Annotated in this window: 21 protein-coding genes; 5 read left to right on the top strand and 16 right to left on the bottom strand. The window is 71.1% G+C overall.

Annotated elements, in window-relative coordinates:
• Positions 1–154: 154 nt before the first annotated feature.
• A complete protein-coding gene (locus ACN20J_RS44555; protein ID WP_189842772.1) occupies positions 155–658 on the top strand; it encodes a VOC family protein in 504 nt (167 codons plus the stop codon).
• Between the two features lie 76 nt (positions 659–734).
• On the opposite strand, the gene ACN20J_RS44560 is transcribed toward ACN20J_RS44555, so the two are convergent.
• The 5 genes from ACN20J_RS44560 to ACN20J_RS44580 form a co-directional block, all read right to left on the bottom strand.
• Positions 735–1,469, bottom strand: a complete 735-nt coding sequence (locus tag ACN20J_RS44560) for a DUF4142 domain-containing protein (protein WP_189842771.1) — start codon at positions 1,467–1,469, stop codon at positions 735–737.
• 186 nt (positions 1,470–1,655) lie between these two features.
• Positions 1,656–2,468 carry an SAM-dependent methyltransferase gene (locus ACN20J_RS44565; protein ID WP_189842770.1) on the bottom strand — a complete coding sequence of 271 codons (813 nt, stop codon included), beginning with the start codon at positions 2,466–2,468 and terminating at the stop codon, positions 1,656–1,658.
• A gap of 111 nt (positions 2,469–2,579) precedes the next feature.
• On the bottom strand, positions 2,580–2,933 hold the full coding sequence (locus ACN20J_RS44570) for a hypothetical protein (protein ID WP_189842769.1): 354 nt from the start codon (positions 2,931–2,933) through the stop codon (positions 2,580–2,582).
• A 145-nt stretch (positions 2,934–3,078) separates the two neighbouring features.
• Positions 3,079–3,756, bottom strand: a complete 678-nt coding sequence (locus ACN20J_RS44575; RefSeq protein ID WP_361989854.1) for a hypothetical protein — start codon at positions 3,754–3,756, stop codon at positions 3,079–3,081.
• A 50-nt stretch (positions 3,757–3,806) separates the two neighbouring features.
• On the bottom strand, positions 3,807–4,313 hold the full coding sequence (locus ACN20J_RS44580; protein ID WP_361989857.1) for a hypothetical protein: 507 nt from the start codon (positions 4,311–4,313) through the stop codon (positions 3,807–3,809).
• A gap of 193 nt (positions 4,314–4,506) precedes the next feature.
• Between ACN20J_RS44580 and ACN20J_RS44585 the strand changes: the two genes are divergently transcribed.
• Both ACN20J_RS44585 and ACN20J_RS44590 read left to right on the top strand, forming a co-directional pair.
• Positions 4,507–5,811, top strand: a complete 1,305-nt coding sequence (locus tag ACN20J_RS44585; RefSeq protein ID WP_419668242.1) for a sensor histidine kinase — start codon at positions 4,507–4,509, stop codon at positions 5,809–5,811.
• Positions 5,808–6,410, top strand: coding sequence for a response regulator transcription factor (locus ACN20J_RS44590; protein WP_055610870.1), 603 nt, complete (start codon positions 5,808–5,810; stop codon positions 6,408–6,410). The genes ACN20J_RS44585 and ACN20J_RS44590 overlap by 4 nt, the downstream gene beginning before the upstream one ends.
• Here the strand turns inward: ACN20J_RS44590 and ACN20J_RS44595 are convergent.
• From ACN20J_RS44595 to ACN20J_RS44640, 10 genes are all read right to left on the bottom strand, one after another.
• Positions 6,383–8,008 (bottom strand): ABC transporter ATP-binding protein, encoded by a 1,626-nt coding sequence (locus tag ACN20J_RS44595; protein ID WP_419668243.1) that lies wholly within the window; start codon positions 8,006–8,008, stop codon positions 6,383–6,385. The genes ACN20J_RS44590 and ACN20J_RS44595 overlap by 28 nt on opposite strands.
• A complete protein-coding gene (locus ACN20J_RS44600) occupies positions 8,005–8,823 on the bottom strand; it encodes an ABC transporter permease (RefSeq protein ID WP_419668244.1) in 819 nt (272 codons plus the stop codon). Before ACN20J_RS44600 ends, ACN20J_RS44595 begins: the two co-directional genes overlap by 4 nt.
• Entirely contained in the window at positions 8,820–9,773 is a 954-nt protein-coding gene (locus tag ACN20J_RS44605) for an ABC transporter permease (RefSeq protein ID WP_055610873.1), read from the bottom strand. Before ACN20J_RS44605 ends, ACN20J_RS44600 begins: the two co-directional genes overlap by 4 nt.
• Positions 9,770–11,347: an ABC transporter substrate-binding protein gene (locus ACN20J_RS44610; protein ID WP_419668245.1), complete on the bottom strand. Its 1,578-nt coding sequence runs from the start codon at positions 11,345–11,347 to the stop codon at positions 9,770–9,772. Before ACN20J_RS44610 ends, ACN20J_RS44605 begins: the two co-directional genes overlap by 4 nt.
• A 76-nt stretch (positions 11,348–11,423) precedes the next feature.
• Positions 11,424–12,203, bottom strand: a complete 780-nt coding sequence (locus ACN20J_RS44615) for a class I SAM-dependent DNA methyltransferase (protein WP_419668246.1) — start codon at positions 12,201–12,203, stop codon at positions 11,424–11,426.
• Positions 12,200–13,432 carry an MFS transporter gene (locus tag ACN20J_RS44620; RefSeq protein WP_419668247.1) on the bottom strand — a complete coding sequence of 411 codons (1,233 nt, stop codon included), beginning with the start codon at positions 13,430–13,432 and terminating at the stop codon, positions 12,200–12,202. Before ACN20J_RS44620 ends, ACN20J_RS44615 begins: the two co-directional genes overlap by 4 nt.
• Positions 13,416–14,507 carry a dipeptide epimerase gene (locus ACN20J_RS44625; RefSeq protein ID WP_190232516.1) on the bottom strand — a complete coding sequence of 364 codons (1,092 nt, stop codon included), beginning with the start codon at positions 14,505–14,507 and terminating at the stop codon, positions 13,416–13,418. Before ACN20J_RS44625 ends, ACN20J_RS44620 begins: the two co-directional genes overlap by 17 nt.
• Entirely contained in the window at positions 14,504–15,589 is a 1,086-nt protein-coding gene (locus tag ACN20J_RS44630; protein WP_190232517.1) for a PLP-dependent cysteine synthase family protein, read from the bottom strand. Before ACN20J_RS44630 ends, ACN20J_RS44625 begins: the two co-directional genes overlap by 4 nt.
• A complete protein-coding gene (locus ACN20J_RS44635) occupies positions 15,586–16,467 on the bottom strand; it encodes a Rossmann-like domain-containing protein (protein WP_190232518.1) in 882 nt (293 codons plus the stop codon). Before ACN20J_RS44635 ends, ACN20J_RS44630 begins: the two co-directional genes overlap by 4 nt.
• Complete coding sequence (locus ACN20J_RS44640; protein ID WP_190232519.1) at positions 16,464–17,720, bottom strand: ATP-grasp domain-containing protein; 1,257 nt, start codon at positions 17,718–17,720, stop codon at positions 16,464–16,466. Before ACN20J_RS44640 ends, ACN20J_RS44635 begins: the two co-directional genes overlap by 4 nt.
• A gap of 315 nt (positions 17,721–18,035) precedes the next feature.
• Between ACN20J_RS44640 and ACN20J_RS44645 the strand changes: the two genes are divergently transcribed.
• Positions 18,036–18,782, top strand: coding sequence for an SAM-dependent methyltransferase (locus tag ACN20J_RS44645; RefSeq protein ID WP_189842759.1), 747 nt, complete (start codon positions 18,036–18,038; stop codon positions 18,780–18,782).
• A gap of 248 nt (positions 18,783–19,030) precedes the next feature.
• Positions 19,031–19,753, top strand: a complete 723-nt coding sequence (locus tag ACN20J_RS44650; RefSeq protein ID WP_190230119.1) for a peptidoglycan-binding domain-containing protein — start codon at positions 19,031–19,033, stop codon at positions 19,751–19,753.
• A 57-nt stretch (positions 19,754–19,810) separates the two neighbouring features.
• On the opposite strand, the gene ACN20J_RS44655 is transcribed toward ACN20J_RS44650, so the two are convergent.
• Complete coding sequence (locus ACN20J_RS44655; protein ID WP_190230118.1) at positions 19,811–20,506, bottom strand: alpha/beta fold hydrolase; 696 nt, start codon at positions 20,504–20,506, stop codon at positions 19,811–19,813.
• Positions 20,507–20,521 lie beyond the last annotated feature (15 nt).

The following is a 20,521-nucleotide window of genomic DNA, read 5'->3' on the forward strand; positions in this document are numbered from 1 at the left end:
CGTTTGTCCGGCGACGCGGCCCTTGACCGGACCGGGGGGATGCCTAGAGTGACCGGTAGTTGAACGGCAAACCGCTTTCGCGATGCCGGTGACGCGCCGGCCTCGACCGTCGCGGCCGGCCTCCCGATCCATTGTGTGAGGAGTGTTCGCACACATGTCGAGCCAGGAGAACCCCTTGGACCTGACGGAGATCGAGACCGAGAGGGCACGGATCCGGGACACCTACCTGGCCCCGGACAGGCAGCCCAGTTCGGCCCGGGGCGTACACCATGTCGCGCTGCTCTCCGGCGACGTCGAGAGGACGGTGCGTTTCTACCAGGAACTGCTGGAGTTCCCGCTCACGGAGATGTTCGAGAACCGCGACTACAAGGGCTCGACTCACTTCTTCTTCGACATCGGTCACGGCAACCTGCTCGCCTTCTTCGACTTCCCGGGCCTCGACCTCGGACCGTACGCGGAAGTCCTCGGCGGCCTCCACCACCTCGCCATCTCCGTCGAACCGGCGGCCTGGACCCGTCTGCGCGACCGGCTCGACGCGGCCGGGGTGGACTACCAGGAGGAGAGCGGCACTTCGGTCTACTTCCGCGACCCAGACGGAACCCGCGTCGAGCTGATCGCGGATCCGCTCGGCGAGATGTACGGCACGATCGTGCGGTGAGTCGGCACGGGTTCGTGGTGACCGGCACGAGCGTGGGGTGAGTCGCGAAGACGGCCTGCGGCGTCGGGCCGGAGGCCTACCGCACCGTCGATGACGGGGTCGGTGTCGGCGACGCACTGCCGGCCGGCGGAGTGAGAGCGACGACCGGCGCTCCCGGCTGGGGCGCGGGCGGCGTGACATCGCCGGCGGGCAGCTTCGGCGGGGTCGTCTCCTGGAAGAGGACCGAGTCGAAGTCGACCAGCCCGGTCTTCTCCAGGACGGATATGTGGTCCAGGACGGTGTCGTTGGCCTGGTCGGCCAGCTCACGGACCAGGCTGTTCTCGGTGGTGGCACGGATCTTCGCGACGGCGGGGAAGATCTGGCCGTGGGTGACCCGCAGGATGTTGGCGAGGTCCGTGTCGAACTGCTTGCCATGGTCCGCGGTCAGGGTCGCCACGAAACCCTGCTGCTGCGGGGACGCCTGGTTGGGCAGGGTGATCCCCAGCTGAGGAGCGATCAGCCGGCACTCGGCGTCGAGTGCGGCGTGGCCCGAGATCAGGTGCTCGCCCGCCGTCCTGACGGGCTGGGTCGTGCCCTTCGTCAGGGCCAGCTCGCCGGAGGGGAACTCCCACAGCCCGGCGGCGCGCACCTTGACGACGAAGTCACGGTCCGCCTCCGTGAGCGGGCCGGTCGCGGTGCGGGCGATGATGCGGGACGGGGAACTCGACGCGTTCTGCACCCCGAGCATCGCCGGATACGCGAGCGCGGCGAGGGTCACCGTCAGACTGCCGACGACGAAGACCGTTCCCGCCACGTTCCGGGACATACGCATGGTTCCTCCTGGCCCAGGACATCCGCCCCCGGAGTGGAGTGCTCCAGGGGCGCTGCTTTCGCCCCGCGATGAGCGGTGCGGATGCCAGGAGGTACGGCTTCGCCGGTTCAGGAGATCCTTTGGTCCGGGCAAAGACTGAGCCATGGAGGCCGGCCCCCGGACCGGCCGGCCATCACGAACTGTGGACTACGGCTTGCGGCCGACGCCGCCGAGGGCGATCACCTCGGACGGGATCGCGGCGGCGCCAGGGTCGGGCCGCCACTCGGCGAGCGGGACCACGCCGGGCTCCAGCAGCTCCAGGCCCTCGAAGAAACCGGCCAGTTGTTCCGGGCTGCGGAGGAAGTATGGGGCGGCGCCGCTCTCGTTGTAGCGCCGGGTGGCCTCGGCGTTGGCCTTGTGGGTGTCCACGCTGTCGTTGAACGCCAGGAAGCTGCCGGACGGCAGGGCCTCCATCAGCCGGGTCACGATGGACCGCGCCTCGTCGTAGTCGGCGATGTGCCCGCTGACCTGCATCAGGGTGAGCGCCACCGGCCGGGTCAGATCCAGCGTCGTGGCCGCCTCCCGCAGGATCGCGTCGGGATCGTGCAGATCCGCGTCGATGTAGTCCGTCACCCCCTGCGGGGTGCTGGTCAGCAGCGCCCGGGCGTGCGCGAGCACCAGCGGGTCGTTGTCGACGTAGACGATGCGTGCCTCGGGGGCCACCCGCTGGGCTATCTGATGCGTGTTGTCCACGGTGGGCAGCCCGGTGCCGATGTCCAGGAACTGCCGGACACCCGCTTCGCCCGCCAGATGACGCACGGCCCGGCCGAGGAAGGCGCGGGAGCCCCGGGCAAGTTCCTCGATGCCCGGGAAGAACTCACGGAACGCGTCGCCCACTTGATGGTCGACGGGGTAGTTGTCCTTCCCGCCCAGCCAGTAGTTCCAGATCCGGGCCGAATGCGGCACCGATGTGTCGATCTTCGACCACGGGCCCGCGGGTGCGGACGAATCGTGAGTCACTGAACAGCCTCCTCAGTACGCGCCGTCGCGAGTCTCACCACATAACGTAGAGCCGCCGCCCCGCCCGCCGGACGGGATCCGGCCAAGTGCCATGTGTCTTCCCCGCGTTCCTCAGCGGAACTCATGGACGAGCTGGATCTCTCCCACGATGTGGGCGTTGAGGTCGTCCAGCTCTTCGGCCGGAACCCACAGTTCGAGGATCGTGCGCCCGCCGGCCTGCTGGACGGGATACCGGCGCAGGAAATCCGACTCGACCTCGAAGCGCGTGACGAAGCCGGCGCCGTCGTGCTTCACGTTCCAGTCCCGCGCGATTCTGATCGCGTAGTCCTCGTTGAGGACCGGGTAGAAGATCGGCTGCTCGGGGAGACGGGGCGGCCAGGCGCGCCAGTCCAGTTCCCGGACCAGTTCCAGCTCCTTGGGACCGACCGGGCGCCAGAGGGTCGTCGTCGCGTGTCGGCTGGTCATGAGCGCTGCTCTCCGAACGTGGGAATCCGCCGAAACGGCTGGTCAGGAGATCGAACGATAGCGGCGCCGCCCGCCTGGAGGCACGTGGTTTCCTGGCCCCGCCGATCGTTCGCTCATCGAGCGGGAGGCGCGGAACGACGAGCGGTCACAGTAGGAAGAGCAGATGGACGGCGACCAGGACGTCCACGACCCCGCACCACTCGGCGAACGACCGGGCGACGACCTTGTCGAGCCTGAGATGGACGAAGTCCCAGACGCCGTGGAAGAACCAGCCTGCCGCGACCAGGTAGCGGCCCAGGTCTGGGTCGACCGCGAGACCGATCAGCGCGAGCGCACCGAACACCACCGCTCCCGCGGCCTGGACCCCGAAGGTCGCCCGCCCGTGCGGCGTTCCTCGTACGGCTCCCCAGACCAGGACCGCCAGCGCGATGGCGACGAGCGTGACGGGCTGCGAGACCACGTCCTGCGCCCCGAGAGCGACCATGGCTGCCACCCCGGCGCCGAGCACGGGCCAGGTCACGCGTGGGTTGCCGACCTGATGGATGATCACGTACAGCAGCGGGAGCAGAGGCAGGGCGTCCCCGAACGCGCCGACGGTGTCTGCGAGTTCGCCCGAGGCGTCGTCGGCCGTCGTGAGGATCACGAGCGCGACGGCCAGAGCTGTCGGCCAGCGCCGCTTGAGCATCTCGACGGGGTGCCGCCCGTTCGAAGCCGGGTGGCCGGACGCCGTGCCGGAAGTCGGGGTGGATGCCCTGCCGGTCGGGGCGGGTGCCGGGGCGTCGGTGGTCGCTTGCGGGATCGTGGTGGTGTGCGTGGCAGTCATGGCAACTCCAGGGCGTGAAGGGCTAGTTGTGGGAGTGGGCGGGCATCCGGTCAGCAGCCGTACTCGCTCCGGCGGCGGACCATGACCAGGAACATCAGCGGGAGCATCACGAGGTGTTCCAGGGCGATCATCGAGTCGGCGGCGATGACGTCGAGCCAGAGCAGCGGGAACAGCGCGAGCGCGGGCACGAACATCGCGCCGCACATCTCCAGCGTGCTCGCCCAGCCGTGGCCGCGCCTGCGCATCCAGACGGCCATGCCGACCGACATGTCGAACGCCATCTCCAGGGAGGCCAGTTCGGGATTCCGGCTCGCGGAGAGCTCGGTTCCGGCGAGTGCCAGGACGCCCCGAGTCGCCGCGCCGAGGACCAGCATCCCGACGACCATCGCGACCACCATCTCCAGGTAGTGGCGGGCGAAGCGCCGCTTGCCACCGTGCCGTTCTCCGCCGTGCCGCTCGGCCGGCGTCCGTCCGGAGTCGACCGGTGTCCGTCCCGAGTCGACCTGTACGGCGCCCTGAGTGTGCTTCGTCTGCCGCTGCTTCGGCTGGGTCTGCATGACGGGCTCTCTTTCCGTACCGGGTGGGTGTTGCGGGCGTCTCCAGACTGCGACTGGGCGAGAACCGCGCGTAGTGCCGAACCCGCATGCGGACGCGTGGAGTTGTCACGTCTCCGCATGACATCTGTCATTCCGGGACCGGCCGCACGGCAGCAACCGCGCCCGATCAGGCGGATTCGGGGACAATGGCCGGATGGGGGACGGGGCGAACGACCGTGGGGCGGGGCTGACGAGCTTCCGCCGTCATACATGGCTGACCGTGCCCGGCACGGCCGCGTGTGTGCAGCTCCTCTTTGTCGGGGAGTGGATCCTCGACGAGGACGTAGAAGTGTGGGCCCGGGGCCCGGCCGCCGTCGCCCTGGTGGTCGCGGTCGTGGCGAGCGTGGTGCTCCTCGGTCGGCGGCTCGCGCTGCTGCCGGTGGCCGGGACGCGCCCCGGCAGGCCGCCCATGGGGTGGCTGATCGCCGCGTGTGCGGCCGGTGCCGTGCTCGCGGTGTGTCCGCTGGCCGTGCGGAACTACGGGTTGTGGGCCGTCGCGCCCGCCATGGTGGTGGCGATCGTCGCGACCTACCTCGCACCGGGCAGCAAGCGGCTGCTCATCGCCTGCGCCGTGGTCCTCGCGTCGCTGCCCGGCGGCGTCGTCAGTCTGGTCGCCGGAGACGGGGAGCTGCTGTACGCCGCACTGTTCCCGCCGGGGCTGGTCGCGTTCACCGTCTGGGTGATGCTCGGGCCCCTGTGGGCCTGGGACACAGCGCGCCGACTGGACGAGGCACGGCGGCTGGAGGCGGAGATCGCGGTCAAGGACGAGCGCCTGCGGTTCGCCGCCGACCTGCACGACATCCAGGGCCACCATCTCCAAGTGATCGCGCTGAAGAGCGAGTTGGCGGCGCGGCTCGTCGAGGTGGACCCCGGTCGCGCCGCCGCGGAGATGAAGGAGGTGCGGCGGCTGGCCGCCGACGCCCTCGGTGACACCCGGGCCGTGGTGCAGGGCTACCGCCGCACGAGCCTGGACGACGAGATCACCAACGCGACCCGGGTGCTGGCCGCGGCCGAGATCGACGCCCGGATGACCGTCGAGCCCGCCACGGCCGTCACCGAACTGGCCGAGCCGGCCCGCCATCTCCTGGGCCTCGTGATGCGGGAGACCACCACCAACGTGCTCCGCCACAGCAGCGCACGGCACGCCGAGGTCGACTGCCGCGTCACCGGCGGCCTCGCCCGGCTGCGGGTGAGCAACGACGGCGCCGACGAGCACCCGCCCGGCACCAACGGCACCGGACTGGGCACACTCAGGGAGCGACTGCAGGCGGCCGGCGGCGAGTTGACCTGGGCCCACGACGGCGACCGCTTCGTGGTCGAGGCCGCGCTGCCGACGAAGACTACGAAGCCGACGAAGACTACGAAGCCGAAGCCGAAGCCGAAGCCGAAGCCGACGAGACCGGAGCCGGAGTCGACGAAGTCGAAGCCGACCAACGCCGGAAACGGAGCGGCACGTTGATCCGACTGCTGATCGCCGACGACGAGGACCTCCTCAGAGGCGCGCTGGCCGCCCTGCTCGGCCTGGAGCAGGACCTCGTCGTGGTCGCCGAGGCGTCCACGTCAACCGACGCGGTACGGCTGGCACGCGAGTTCCGCCCGGACATCGCGGTCCTCGATCTGGAGATGCCGCCCACCGACGGGCTGCGCGCCGCCGAGGAGATCCGGGCCGAACTCCCCACCCAGATAGTCCTGGTCACCCGGCACGCCCGCCCCGCCGTGCTGCGCCGCGCGCTCGCAGCCGGCATCCGCGGCTTCGTACCCAAGACGACCGCCGCCACCAGACTGGCCGAGATCATCCGCGACGTCGCCGCCGGCCGTCGGTATGTCGACCCCGACATCGCCGCCTCGGCGCTGACCGAGGACGACTGCCCCCTGACCGACCGCGAACTGGAGGTCCTGCGCGCCGCCCGCACCGGAGCGTCGGTCGTCGAGATCGCCGCGGCGGTCCATCTGGCCCCGGGCACGGTCCGCAACTACCTCTCCGCCGCCATGTCGAAACTGGGCGCGTCCACACGCCATGCCGCCGCACATCACGCCTGGGAAGAGGGCTGGATCTGAGCCCGCCGCTTCTCCACCGATCGCTTCTCCACCGATCGCTTCTCGGTCAGTGACACGGTGAACGGATGCGCGGGCGCCGTCAGGATGTCCTCGGCCGGCCCCTGCTCGACCACCTCCCCGGCGTCCAACACCGCGATCCTGGAAGCGAGTCGGGCGGTGTCCAGGTCGTGTGTGATCAGTACGAGGGACAGGTCGTCGCGGTCGCGCAGCAGCCCGGCGAGCAGGTCCAGGATTCCCCGGCGGGTGACGGTGTCGAGCCCGGAGGTGATCTCGTCGCACACCAGGACCCGCGGCCGGGCGAGCAGGGCCCGGGCCAGCGCCGCCCGTTGGAGCTCGCCACCGGAGAGCCGGGTAGGTGTGCGAGCCGCCAACTCGTCCGTCAGGCCAAGGCTGTTGAGCACCTCCGCCGCCTCGACCCATGCCACCCGAGGGGACAGCCCACGCAACCGAACCGCCGTACGGGCCACCTGGTCGAGCACCGGCCGCCGCTCGTCGAAGGAGGCACGCGCGTCCTGGAACACGTACTGCACGGCGGCCAGTTGACTGCGCGCACGGTCACGCAGACTCGGCGGCAGCACGACCCCGTCCAGCAGCACCTCTCCCTCGTACCTGCGATGGAGCCCGGCCAGACAGCGGGCGAGCGTCGTCTTTCCGCTGCCCGAGCGGCCGAGGACGGCGAGGCATTCGCCGGAACGCAGAGCGAGTTCCGGGGCGTGCAGCACCTCGACGTCACGGTGCCGGGCACGGAGATCACGGACCCGCAGCACGGTGTACGAGTCCGACGTTGCCGGGGTTTCGCCCCTCAACGTCGGCTGCTCCGCGAGGAGTTCACGTGTCCACGGATGCGAGGGCGCGAGCCACACCCGTTCCGTCGGCCCGGACTCCACGACCCGACCGTCCCGCATGACGAGTACCTCGTCGGCGAGCGCGCGTACGGTCTCCAGGTCGTGGCTGAGCAGGAGAACGCCGATGCCCCGCGCGGCGACCGCCGCCAGCCCGTCGACCACGCGTCGCTTCGTCAGCGCGTCCTGCCCGGTGGTGGGCTCGTCCGCGACGATGACCCGCGCGCCGAGGAGCAGGGCCTGAGCCAGGACGACTCGCTGCTGCTGGCCACCCGAGAGCTGATGCGGGAAGCGCCTCAACAGCCGTATTCCATCTGGGAGTTGAGCCATCTCCAAGGCACTCAGAACATGCTCCCGAGCCGAGGCCCGACGAACACGGCGAGGCAGTTCGCGCACCTGGCCCCGCGCGATGTCGTACAGCAGCGCGCCCACCCGTCGAGCGGGGTTGAGCACCGCCGCCGGATGCTGCGGGACGTATCCGACCAGGGCCTCGTCCACTCGTGCGGAGCCGTTCACCCGTACCGAGCCCTCCAACCGTACGGAGCCTTCCAGTCGTACGGAGCCCGTCACCCGCGCGCCCGGCGGGAACTCGCCGAGCAGCGCACGCCCTGTCGTCGTCTTGCCGCTGCCGGAGGCACCCACCAGCGCGGTCACCCGACCGGGCAGCACCCGCAGGCTCACCCCGTCGACGATGCGCCGCCCGCCGACCTCCACGGTCAGCCCCTCGATCTCCGCGACCGCGGTCGGCTCGCTCACGGACGAGACTCCTTCACACGAGTGCTGAGCAATGCGTCGAAGAGCAGATTGCACCCCATCGTCAGCGTCACGATCAGCAGCGCCGGGACCACCACGGCCCACGGCTGCACGAACAGACCTGTACGGTTGCGGTCCACCATCACCGCCCAGTCGGCCGCGTCCGGGGCCACCCCGATGCCCAGGAAGGCGGCCGTGGCCACCAGATAGAGGACACCTGTCAGCCGTACGCCCGCGTCGGCGGCGAGCGGCCGCAGGATCGACCGGCCGACATGCCCGACGGCGATGCGCCACCACGACTCGCCCTGCATCCGCAGTGCCTCCACCGCCGGTCGTGAGGCCACATCGGCCGCCGCGGCGCGCACGATGCGTGCCGCGTCCGGGATGTTGACGAGCGCCACCAGCAGCGCGAGCCCCGCCGCGCCGGGCGAGAACACCGACGCGACCAGCAGGATCATCAGCAGCGACGGCACGGCGAGGAGCACGTCCAGCGGTCGCATCAACACCTCCTCCAGCCAGGTCCGATGAGTGAGCGCGCTGATCAGCCCGACCGGCAGTGCCACCAGATACGCCAGCGCCGTAGCCGTGAGCGCCACGACCACCACGGGCCGGCCGCCGAACAGCACCTGCCGCCACACGTCACGCCCCACGAAGTCCGTGCCGAGCCAGTGCCCGCCGCCGAGCGTGAACGAGACGGCCCGCGGCCCGGGTTCACCCGCGAACAGCGGCCCGAACAGGGCGAGGACCAGCGGTACGCACACCACCGCGGCCCCGAGCGCGAAGCGCCCCGACGGCAGCCACTTCGGCCGCCCCCTCACGCGGCCACCTCCGCCCGTGGCGCGAACCGGTGGGCGACGAGATCGGCCCCCAGGTTCAGCACCACGGTGATCACTCCGAAGATCACCGCCAGCCCCTGCACCACCGGCACATCCCGCTCGGCGACGGCGTTCATCAGCACCGTCCCCAGTCCGGGAATCACGAACAGCGCCTCCACGACGATCACCCCGCACAACAACCAGTCGACGGTGCGGGCAAGTTGCTGGGCGGCGGGTGCCATCGCGTTCGGGAGCGCGTGCGCGTACCGCACCCGGGCGCCCGGGATCCCGTACCGGCGGGCCTGCGCGACGTACGGCGAGGCGAGCGCGTCGATCATCCCGGCGCGCACCAGCCGGGACAGCGAGCAGACGGGCCGGGACAGCAGGACGAGCACCGGCAGCACGAGTGCGGCCGGATGCCCGAGCAGATCCGTGCCGTAGCCGACGGCCGTCGGGGGCAGCCAGTCGAGCCGCAGCGCGAAGACCGTCACCAGCAGCACCCCGAACGCGAACTCCGGTACCGCGTACACCCCGAGCGTCACCGAACTGACCAGCCGGTCCACGAACCGCCCCTCGTACCGAGCGGCCAGCACCCCGAGCCCGACCCCGACCGGCACCAGCAACGCGACCGTGAGTCCGGCGAGGAGCAGAGTGGGACCGAAGGCGTCGGAGATGTACGAGGAGACGGGCCGCCCGGACGTCAACGAGTTCCCGAAGTCGGCGTGCAGCAGGCCGGTCGCCCAGTCGGCGAGCCGCTCGTACGCGGGCCGGTCCAGGTCCAGGGCCTCGCGGATGGCGGCGATCCGCGCCGGATCCGGCTGGTCACCGGCCAGGGCCACCGCCGCGTCGCCCGGCAACGCCTCCGTGAGCGCGAAGACCAGGACCACCACGGCCACGGTCTGCGCGCCACCGAGCAGCAGCCGCCGGGCGGCCCACGAGCCCAGTCCGCTCACGCCAGCCAGACCTTGTCGAACCGCGCCCAGTCGAGTGAGTTCGCGGGTGCGGTCCGCTCAACTCCCTTGACGGTACGGGCCGTTCCGATGATCCAGTCGGCGAACCCCCACACCAGAAAACCGCCCTCGGCGTACAGTCGGCGCTGCATCCGCCCGAACACGGCGGCGCGGTCCTTCTCGTCCTTCGTGGACTGCGCCTGGTGGTAGAGCGCGTCGAAGTCCTTGTGGTGCCACTTGGTGGCGTTGGTGGTGGAGTCGGTGAGCAGCCGCTGCGAGATGTGCGATTCGATGGGCATGGCCCCCGAGCGGTAGCAGCACAGGGTTCCGGAGTCGAGGATGTCCGCCCAGTACGAGTCCTTGCTGCCCATCTTCACCTCGACCGTGACTCCGGCCTTGGCGGCCTGGTCGCGGAAGATGCCGGCCGCCTCGGTGAACCCGGCCGCGACCGCCGACGTGTCCAGCGTGACCTTCAGCTTCTCCGCGCCCGCCTTCTTGAGGAGGGAACGGGCCCGGTCGAGGTCCTGCTCGCGCTGCGGCAGACCGTCCGCGTAGTACTCGTACCCCTTGCCGAACAGGTCGTTGCCGACCACACCCGCCCCGGACAGCGCGCCGTCGATCAGCTCCTGGCGGTCGGCGATCAGGAAGAACGCCTCCCGGACCCGCCTGTCGTCGAAGGGCGGCCGGTCCGTCTTCATGGCGAAGGCCTGCATGGCACTGTTCCGCAGCCGCACGATCTCGATCTGGCCCTTGCCCTCATGGGCGCGCGCGGTCGTCGGGTTCAGCTCGTGGGCGTACTCGACCTGCCCGCCGAGCAGCGCGTTCACCCGCGCCGACTCCTCGTTGGCGACGACGAACTCCACCTCGTCGAGGTGCGGGGCGCCGTCCCAGTAGGCGTCGTTGCGCCGGAAGACCGCAGAGCGGCCCGGCGCGAACGAGCCGAAGCGGAACGGCCCGGAGCCGACCGGCTTCTTGTCGAAGTCGGCGTCCGACGTCCCTTCGGGCACGATGTACGCGCCGAACGCGGCCAGCACATTGGGGAATTCGGCGGTCGGCCGCTTGAGAACGAACTCCACGGTCCGCTCGTCGACGGCCCGGCTCGCCTTCAGATCGATGGGTTCGAGGGACGCCTTTGCGCGGAACGCCTTCTCGGGATCGGCGATACGGCGGAAGCTGAACAGGACGTCCTCGGCGGTGACGGGCTTGCCGTCGTGGAAGTCCGCCTTGCGCAGGGTGACCTTCCAGCGGTCCAGGCCCGCGTTCGGTTCCCAGCCGGATGCCAGGCGCGGCTGGGCGGAGAGGTCGTCGCCGTAGTCGGCGAGCTTGTCGAAGAGGGCCTTGGCGCGGGCCACGTCGGCGAACAGGTTGGCCAGGTGCGGATCGAGCGTCTCGCTCGCACCGCCGCCCGCGAAGGCGGCCCGGAGCCGCCCGCCGCGCCGGGGCTTGCCGTCGCTCCCGCCGCCCGAGCCTGATCCGGAGTCGTTGTCCGAGCCGCCGCAGCCGACGAGCGCGAGGGCGCCCACACCGGAAGCGGCGGCGAGGAAGCCTCTACGACGGAGGCCGGGGTATTCACGCATGACGATGTCCTTGCTGTGTGAGGTGGATGAATCGGATGAGACAGGGATGCGTGTGAGGCAGTGATGCGTGGTGCGGTCAGGCGTCGAGCCGGGCCACCACGTGCAGCCGGTCGGCCTCGGCCGCCGTCCCGGGCAAGTCGCCCTCCTGCCACGGCGGTTCGGTACGCGGCCCCGGACCGTCGTGCAGCGCGAGCACCGTGAATCCGTGGGAGGTCAGGAAGTGCCGCAGTTCCAGCGGGAGGAGCAGCCGCCAGGCGGACCGCTGTTCGACGGGGGCCGAGTCGTTGTCGGCGGTCCATACGCGCGTACGCCGCAGGAGTTGCGCGGTGCGGTCGACGTACAGCGTGGTCGTCGACCGGTACGAAGTCCCCTGCCAGGCAAAGGCGTTGACCTTCGGTGTGTTCAGCAGATCGTCGCGGCCGAGGAAGTAGGCGCCGTTGCGCATCTCGGCGACGAGCAGCCCGCCGGGTGTCAGGCTCCGGCGACAGGAGGCGAGGAAGCCGTCGAGGTCGTCGTTGGTGTGGCAGTACAGCAGCGAACTGTCCAGGCACACCACGGCGTTGAAGACTCCGAGCGAGAAGTCCCGCAGATCGGCGCGCACGTACTCCGGGCCGGGGTGCCGGTCGCGGGCGTACGCCAGCATGGCCTCGGAGAGGTCGGCCCCGACGACCGTCCGCCCGGACGCGTGCAGTTGGGCCGCGTCCCGGCCGGTGCCGCAGCCCAGGTCGAGGACCCTCGGACCGGCCACGTACCGCCGCAGGCAGTCCTCGGCCCACCGCCCGGCCAGCCGCTCGGGATCGGGGAACCGGGCCTCGTACAGCTCCGGGTTGTCGGTCAGCAGATTGCCGCTCGTCATACCGTCGCCCCCACGGGCACGGGCCGTTCGGGCAGTGCCTTGAGGCGGCGCAGCCAGGTGACTCCGGCGGCCGACATCAGACCGAAGACCAGGCAGCAGGCCCACGGCAGCCAGGAAGCCCCCCGCTGGTCACCGGTGTCCATGGCCCAGCCGACGACCGTGTTGCCCACGGCCGCCGCGATCCCGGACACCATGTAGAAGATCCCGAAGTACGTGCCGGTCAGCTCTGCCCGCCCGAAGCCGGGGATCAGCTCCATCACGAAGGGCTGGGCGACCATGACACCGACGTAGAGGAACAGGACGCCGAGGAGCACGGGCACGGCGTGCCACAGCTCCGGCGGGGCCCCCGACACCAGCATCGGCGGCAGGAAGGCGAGGCCCATGAGGGCGAGCCCGGCACCGATGGCCTGATGGCCGCGATCCTTCAGGGCCCGGGTCAGACGCATCTGGAGGGCGAGATTGGCGAGCGTGCCTACGAGGAAGACGAGCCCGGCCGCGCCGTCCCAGCCGGTGGCCCGGCGGGCGCCGTCGGGCAGCAGCAGATACAGCTGGTTCTCCAGGGTGAACATGCCGACCATGGCGAGCGAGAAGGCCAGGAACGCGCGGTTGCCCACCACCTCACGCCAGTCCGCGAGCACACCGCCCGTGCTCTTCGGCACCGCCCGCGTCGGCAGCACGAGCGCCTGCGCCACGGTCAGCACCGCGAAGATCCCGGCTGCCGTGAGCGCGGAGGCCCGGAAGTCGAACAACAGCAGCACACTGCCGAGCAACGGCCCGATCAGCGCGCCCGTGGTCGCGAAGACGTTGAACAGCGCGAACGCCTCGGCCTTGCGCTCACCGGCCTCCTGCGCGAGGTAGGCCCGCACGGCCGGGTTGAACAGCGCCCCGGCGAGCCCGCTCAGCACGGACGCGGCGAGCAGCACGGCGACCCCGTCCCCGAGCGCGAACAGCGCGAAGCCGACGGTACGCACCGCGCACCCGGCGATGATCACGCCGCGCGCGCCGAGCCGGTCCGCGGCCGATCCGCCGATGAGGAACAGCCCCTGCTGGCTGAGGTTGCGCACCCCGAGCACGATCCCGACGACGGCCGACGACATGCCCAGGTCCTCGCCGAGATGCGTGGCCAGATAGGGGATGAGCAGGTAGAACCCCGTGTTGACGCCGAGTTGATTGACCAGGAGCAGCCGGATCGCGGGCGAGAAGCCACGTATCTCATGCAGCGTCTTCACGGCCCACCCGCCTCTCCCGTACGCCGAGCCCGGGCAGCTCACTTGCCCGTACGACGCCGTCGGCGCCTCCGATCCCGGTCCACGGGTCGTCGGCGAGCAGCAGATGCCCGTCGAGATCGGCCCAGCGGGCACGGTCGGCGAGATGCACGGCGGGCGCGAGGCCGAGAGTGCTGGCGGTGAGACAGCCGAGCATCAGCTCGGTGCCGCTGCCCTCGATCAACTCGGCGATCCGCAGCGCCTCGTACGGACCCCCGCACTTGGCGAGCTTGACGTTCACGCCGTGCACCCGGCCCGCGAGACGGCGTACGTCCTCGTACGTGACGGCGTCCTCGTCGGCGATCAGGGGGAGTGGCGAACGATCGGCGAGCCGCGCCAGAGCCTCCTGGTCACCGGGGGCGAGGGGCTGTTCGACGGCCTCGACACCCAACTCCGCGTAACGGGGGAGCAGTTGCAGGGCCTCGGCGGACGTCCAGGCGCCGTTGGGGTCGAGGAGCAGGCGGGCCCGGGGCGCGGCGGAGGCGATGGCTCGTACGCGGTCGAGGTCGTCCTCGGGGTTCGGGGCACCTGCCTTGACCTTGATGACGGTGAAGCCGCTGTCCGCGAGCGAGCGGGCCTGCGCGGCGGCGCGCTCGGCGGGGACGATCCCGATGGTGCGGGCGGTCCGGGCGCTCGGGGGACTCGGAGCACTCGGAGTGCCTGGAGTGCTCCGAGTGGTCCGGGCGCTCTTCGCGTCGAGCAGCCGGTGCACGGGGAGGCCGGACCGCTTGCCGCACAGGTCGAGCAGTGCCGCTTCGACGGCCGCGGTCACCGCCGGCGGCCTGTCGCCCGCGGGCCGGTCCCTCAGCGCGCTCTCGGGGTCGCCGAAACGGCCCAGAGCCAGACCGGCCTCCAACAACTGCCGTTCCAGTTCAGCGGTGTTGAGACCGTAGTAGACGCTGGTGACGGCCTCGCCGTGGCCGGTCAGGCCCTCGTGTTCGACCGTGAACCAGACGGCGTCGCGGGCGGTCATCGTCGAACGGGATATGCGCAGCGGCTCGGCGAGCGCGAGCCGCACGGTGCGCAGGGTGGCCTTCACGGGCTCCCTTCCAAGGGGGTGTGCAGGGGGTCGGTGACCGTGGCGCAGCGGACCCAGCCGGTGGCTTCGACGGCACGCGGATGCGGGATCTCGACGGGCCGGGTGGCGGCGCCGGCCGGGTCGAGGCCGTGCGCGGCCGTGAAGTCGTCGTCGTAGACCGTGCCGAGATAGCGGTGCGGCCCGTCGGGGAAGACGGTGGCGACCACGGCTCCGGGATGGACGCGGGCGGCCCATGCCGAGACGAGCGCGACCGCCCCGGTACTCCAGCCGCCGCTGACGAAACTCCCGCGCGCGAGCCGTCGACAGGCGTCCGCGGACTCGGCAGGGCCGACCCAGTGCACCTCGTCGAATGCCTCGTACGCCACATTGCGCGGATGGATGCTGCTCCCGAGGCCGCGCATCAGGCGGGGCCGTGCGGGCTGGCCGAAGATCGTGGAGCCGGTGGCGTCAACACCGATCAGACGCAGCCCCGGCCAGTGCCTGCGCAACGGGCCCACCACCCCGGCGCTGTGACCACCGGTGCCGACACTGCACACCAGTACGTCCAAGTGGTCGAGCTGAGTGGCGAGTTCGGCGGCGAGAGACGCGTACCCGGCGATGTTGTCCGGGTTGTTGTACTGATCGGGCCAGTACGCGTCCGGCAGCACCGCGAGCAGCGCCCGCAGCCGGGCCAGCCGTGCCGCCTGCCAGCCGCCCACGGCCGCCGGACGGTCGACGAGTTCGAGGCTGACCCCGTACGTGCGCAGCAACTGCCGCATGGACGGCTCCAGTTCGCTGTCGCCGACCAGCACGATGGGATGCCCGAGGGCCTGCCCGGCGAAGGCGAGACCGATTCCGAGCGTCCCCGAGGTGGACTCCACCACCGGGGCGCCGGGCCGCAGTTCACCCCGTTCCCGGGCGCCGAGCAGCATGGACACGGCGGCCCGAGCCTTCATGCCACCGGCGCCGAGCCCTTCGAGCTTGGCCCAGAAGCCGGGCTGGGGGCACGGCAGATCGGTGGTCACCCGGGCCAGCGGTGTGCGGCCGAGCAGGGCGAGGAGATCGGGGTTGGCGGCGAGGGGGCGCAGCGCGGCCGTCGTCACAGCGCGGCCTCCGTACAGCCGTCGAGGTGTCCGTAGCGGTGGATGACGCCGGGACCGCCGTCCAGCCAGAAGAAGGGGTACGGCTCCGCGCACACCGCGCTCACTCCGGCACCGAGGAAGCGCGGCAGGACGGCACTTCCCGTCTGCGCGAACATCACCAACTGCTTGTCGGTGCGCAGGGCATGTTCCCGCAACGATTCGAAGGACCCGTTGCCGAGCGTCATCCCGGACGCCAACACGGCATCACAGTGGTCGAGTTCAGCGAGCGCGTCCGTCACGATCGGCTCGCCCCACTCCGTCCGGCCGCCCTTGAGGTCGCACGGTATGTACGGGACACCACGTGAACGGAGTGCCTCCAGAAGGGAGTTGACGACGCCGACGACCAGCACGGTCTGTCCCGGCCGGACGTCCAGCAACTCGACTACGGCCTTCGCCCGTGCGCGGGACTTCTCCAGAGAGCTTCCGGCGGGCAGCGGCCGGGGGAGTGCCCCGTTCTCGGGCGTGTGCGGGGTGACGTGCATCAGATACGCGTCCAGCGCCGCCACCCTGACCGGTGTCAGCGGGTGCTCCAGCAGGCGTGCCACGTCCGCGCCGACACAGTCGTCCACCGCGGTCTCGGACAGCGCCCCCGGTTCGACCGCGCACGAGCCGACGGCCCGGTCGAGGCGCAGGCTGAGCACCTCGTTGCGGTAACCGCCGCGGCGCCCGTCATGACGTACGACCTGGCTGGTGGTGAACGCCACGGCGATACGCAGCGTGCGGGGGTCCGGGCCGAGCCGGCCGGTCAGGGCACGGCTCACCAGGTCGTCGTACGAGGCCGGGGCCGTGCTGTCCCTGACGGGGACAACTGCTGCCTCCGCACCGACCGCCGCGCTCATCGGGCACTCACCCGCGGCCGCAGCCCGGACAGCAGCGACTCGACACGAGTCCGTGCCCCGAGGCCCTCCGCGTCACCCGCCATCACATGACCGAGGTACTCGTTGTTGCTGCCGGCAGCCTTGACCGCCCGGCCCGGCTCGGCGAGCTGGACCTCCAACACGCCCTGGGCGCCCCGCACTTGATCGGATCCGTCGATCGTCTCCAGCGTCCCCGTGGCGTCCGGCACCAGGAAGCCGACGGCGGCGCTGCGCAGCCCGGTGTCGCTCCGGCGCAGGTCGGGGGCGCGGCCGAGGGCCACGTCGACGCAGGCCGCGGCCAGGTCGAGTCCGGTGACGTGCCGGATCAGCTCGGTGATGCGGTTTCCGGCCGGGCGGGGGTTGACCTCGACGAGGCGGGGACCGGCGGCGGTCAGCTTGATCTCGGTGTGGGCGACCACGGAGTCGAGGCCGAGCGCCTTGATGGCCTGCACCGCGGTGTCCTGGGCGGCCTCCGTGTCGCCGGGGGCGAGCGCGGCCGGGAACATATGGCCCGTCTCGATGAAGGCGGGCGCTCCGCCGACGCTCTTGTCGGTCACGCCCACCACATGGGTCGTACCGTCGAACGACACGGTCTCCACGCTGACCTCGGGCCCGTCGAGGAGTTCTTCGAGCAGGAGGACGGGTGCCCGGACCTGACCGCGGGCGTTCACCGGGAAGTCCGCGATGGCCCGACAGGCGTCCGCCAGCTCGCGCTCGTCGTCCACGCGCCGCACGAACATGCCCGCGCACAGGTCGACCGGCTTGACCACCAGCGGGAAGCCGAGTCGACGCGCGGCCTCCTCAGCCTCGGCCCGGTCGGCGCAGACGGCGAAACGAGGGCCGGGGACGCCGGCCTCGCCGAGGACGCGGCGGGTGGTGTCCTTGCGGCAGGCGTTCTCCACCGATTCCGGCGTGGGGCCGGGGAGCCCCAGCCGGGCGGCGATCCGGGCCACGGTCGGCAGATAGTAGTCGCAGGACGTGACCACTCCGTCGAAGCCGAGGGCCCCGTGCAGGCGCTCGATCTCCGGCAGCAGGGTGTCGACGTCGTTCGTGTCGGCGGTCAGTACATTTCGGGCCCCGAGCAGGGGGTGGGCCGTGCCCTCCGGGGCGGAGCGCAGGTAGTGGTGCAGATCGCGGGTGAGGAACGTGAACTCGTGCCCGCCCTCCCGGATCGCCCGTGGCAGCAGTCTGCTCATCGACCCGACCCAGCTCTCGACCACCAACAGATGAGCCACAACTCCCCTTTCGCGCAAGCCGGTTGAGGTTCAGGGCACGCCAGGGGCACCCCATGGCGGGGCGCGGACGGCGTGACCGACGCACACGTTATCGACAATCATTTTCATTGTCATCTGATTGCCTGTCCTTTGTTGCCGAGGCGGCAAAAATCCCCTGGACAGGGTCGGGCGGGCCGATCTAGCCTCGCCCGGTCCGAGTGATGGTGTGCCTACCGAATGAGGTGCGGGAGATGACGGTCCTGACGAGCGCGGCCACGTACGAAGGGCTGCGCACTCCAGCCACCACGACCTCCTCGGACCGAAGGAATCCCAGAAGTGGATCTTCCACGTAGCTTCACCATCCGCGAGAGCGGACACCGCATTCACAACCCGTTCACCAGCGAGAAGCTGGCCACCCTCGGCCGGGCCCTCGGCCTGGCACCCGGGACGAGCGTGCTCGACCTCGCCTGCGGCAGCGGCGAGATGCTGTGCACCTGGGCGCGCGACCACCAGGTGACCGGCACCGGAGTGGACATCAGCACCGAGTTCCTCGCCGCGGCGCATGCCCGCGCGACGGAGCTCGGGGTCACCGACCGCGTCGCCTTCCGGCACGGGGACGCGACCGGTCATGTCGCCGACGAACCCGTCGGCGTCGCGGCATGCCTCGGCGCCACCTGGATCGGTGACGGGGCGGCCGGCACCGTCGAGCTGCTCCGCCGGAGCCTCGCCCCCGGCGGGATCATGCTGATCGGCGAGCCGTACTGGCGCCGGGAGCCCCAGGACCAGGCGACCATCGAGGGCTGCTACGCCACCACGAGGGACGACTACCGCCCGCTCCCCGAGCTGCTCGAACTCTTCGGCAGGCTCGGCTGCGACGTGGTGGAGATGGTCCTCGCCGACCAGGACAGCTGGGACCGGTACGTGGCCGCGCAGTGGCTCAACACCCGGCGCTGGCTGGACGCGCATCCCGACGACGAGATGGCGGACGAGATGCGCGAGGACCTGGCGACCGGACCCGTACGCCATGTGCGCTACCAGCGTGAGTACCTGGGCTGGGGCGTGTTCGCACTGATGAACCGCTGACGGGTGCCGGGTGGGCTCCTCCGGCACGACGCGCTGACGTGCGACTCCGCCGGTACGACGCGCTGACGTGCGGAGGAGCCCACCCGGCTGACGGCTTCGACAGGCAGCGGTCCCGTCGAGAAGCCGACCTGATTCGGGGGGGCGCCCCGCCCAGGGAGGATCGGGGCGATCAACTCGGCGGGCCGCTGTTGAACTTCCGGGCGGGGGAACCCGTATCACTCCTCAGTACCGCCCGGAGGGAGAGCAGGTTGTCGACACCGTCCGACCCCCAACTGCCGCCGAACCGGTCGGCGCTGGAACCGACCCACGTCATGCGCCGCCGTCGGTCCGGAGCCCTGTCGGAGCTGGTGAGGCAGGTCCAGGAGCGGGAACGCGACCCGGACGACGGGTACGAATTCGTCGCGGTCCCACGGGAGTTCACTGCCGAACTGCCTCGGCCGGCGGAGGACGACACCCAGGAACTGCCGCCGTACATCACCGACTTCGACAGCGAAGACCACTACCAGGGCGACACACGCGGCCGTCAGGTCGCCCGCACGACGGCGCACGGACATTCGTCCTTGTTCCGCCGCACGGCGATCGCCATCGCCGCGGTGGCCGCCGCCCTGGCGGGATTCAGCGCGGCTCTCGTACTCACCTGGGACCGAGACGCCACCGACGACAAGGCCCAGGCGCCGCCGCCCCCGGCGGCGTCATCGGCCCCGGCACCGTCCCAGCCCGCCGCCGCTCCCGACCCCGACGGCGCCGGCACCCTCCGCGAGGGCGACAGCGGTCCGGAGGTCAGCGACCTCCAGGAACGACTCCTCCGCATCCCCAACGTCTACCAGGGCGGCACGGCCACCGGCCGCTACGACGCCACACTCACCGAGGCGGTGGCCCGTTTCCAACTCTGGTACGGAATCCGCGGCGACGAATCAGGCGTCTACGGCAACGACACCCGCAACGACCTGGAATCCCGCACGGCGTCCTAGAACGGTTGGCCGGCAGTCGGAACCTGGCCCACGGCTCCAACTGCCGGCCCGTCCACGTCAGATCCAGCCCTCCAACGACTTCATGAAGCCGTCGAAGTCGTCCCGGTGGATGGTGTGGCCCGCCTTGGCGACCGTGCGGACCTCGAAGTGGCTCTTTCGTAGGTGGGCGGCGTCCTCGGGGCCGATGAGGAAGCTCGGGTCGGCGAGTTGGACCAGTGAGGGGACCACCGGCTGGGCGGGGAGGAAGCCGAGCAGGGGGCGGTCGCCGAGGAAGTGGGCCGTGTCGGGGTCCCAGTCGGCGAGGGTGGCGAGTTCGGTGTCGATGTCGGCCTCGTCCCAGCGGGGGTTGAGCCGGGCGATGTGCTCGCGGGTGGCGTGCTTGCCCTCGACGAACGCGGCCGCGTTCACTCGTCCGTCTGGCGCGGATGTCGCCCAGACCGGGTCGCAGTACACCGCCCGGCACGGCCGCAGCCGGTCGACGGCCAGCGACAGCGCGAGTCCGCCCAGGGAGTGCCCGATGGCCACGTCGGCCCGCTCGGTCAGCGTGTCCACGAGGTCGCGGGCGAAGAGCGCGGGGCTGTACTCGCCGCGAGGCGACGCACCGTGCCCGCGCAGATCCACCGCCACCACCCGGTACCCGCGCTCGGCCAGCGCCGGTCCGACCCGCCGCCAGGTGCGGGAGTCGGACATGATGCCGTGGACGAGCACGGCGCTCTTGTCGCCGGATCCCCACGTACGGGTGTTGAGCTGCACGTTGATGCCCTTCTC

Origin of the sequence: Streptomyces sp. 2-1 (assembly GCF_048564895.1) — a bacterium.
In the GTDB taxonomy this organism is placed as follows: Bacteria; Actinomycetota; Actinomycetes; order Streptomycetales; family Streptomycetaceae; genus Streptomyces; species Streptomyces phaeochromogenes.

Excerpts from the sequence above, each read along its gene's own strand:
- ACN20J_RS44615 (WP_419668246.1), bottom strand. The coding sequence starts at position 12,203 with ATGACGAGCGGCAATCTGCTGACCGACAACCCGGAGCTGTACGAGGCC.
- ACN20J_RS44575 (WP_361989854.1), bottom strand. The coding sequence starts at position 3,756 with ATGACTGCCACGCACACCACCACGATCCCGCAAGCGACCACCGACGCC.
- ACN20J_RS44555 (WP_189842772.1), top strand. The coding sequence starts at position 155 with ATGTCGAGCCAGGAGAACCCCTTGGACCTGACGGAGATCGAGACCGAG.
- ACN20J_RS44635 (WP_190232518.1), bottom strand. The coding sequence starts at position 16,467 with ATGAGCGCGGCGGTCGGTGCGGAGGCAGCAGTTGTCCCCGTCAGGGAC.
- ACN20J_RS44610 (WP_419668245.1), bottom strand. The coding sequence starts at position 11,347 with ATGCGTGAATACCCCGGCCTCCGTCGTAGAGGCTTCCTCGCCGCCGCT.
- ACN20J_RS44585 (WP_419668242.1), top strand. The coding sequence starts at position 4,507 with ATGGGGGACGGGGCGAACGACCGTGGGGCGGGGCTGACGAGCTTCCGC.
- ACN20J_RS44580 (WP_361989857.1), bottom strand. The coding sequence starts at position 4,313 with ATGCAGACCCAGCCGAAGCAGCGGCAGACGAAGCACACTCAGGGCGCC.
- ACN20J_RS44570 (WP_189842769.1), bottom strand. The coding sequence starts at position 2,933 with ATGACCAGCCGACACGCGACGACGACCCTCTGGCGCCCGGTCGGTCCC.
- ACN20J_RS44560 (WP_189842771.1), bottom strand. The coding sequence starts at position 1,469 with ATGCGTATGTCCCGGAACGTGGCGGGAACGGTCTTCGTCGTCGGCAGT.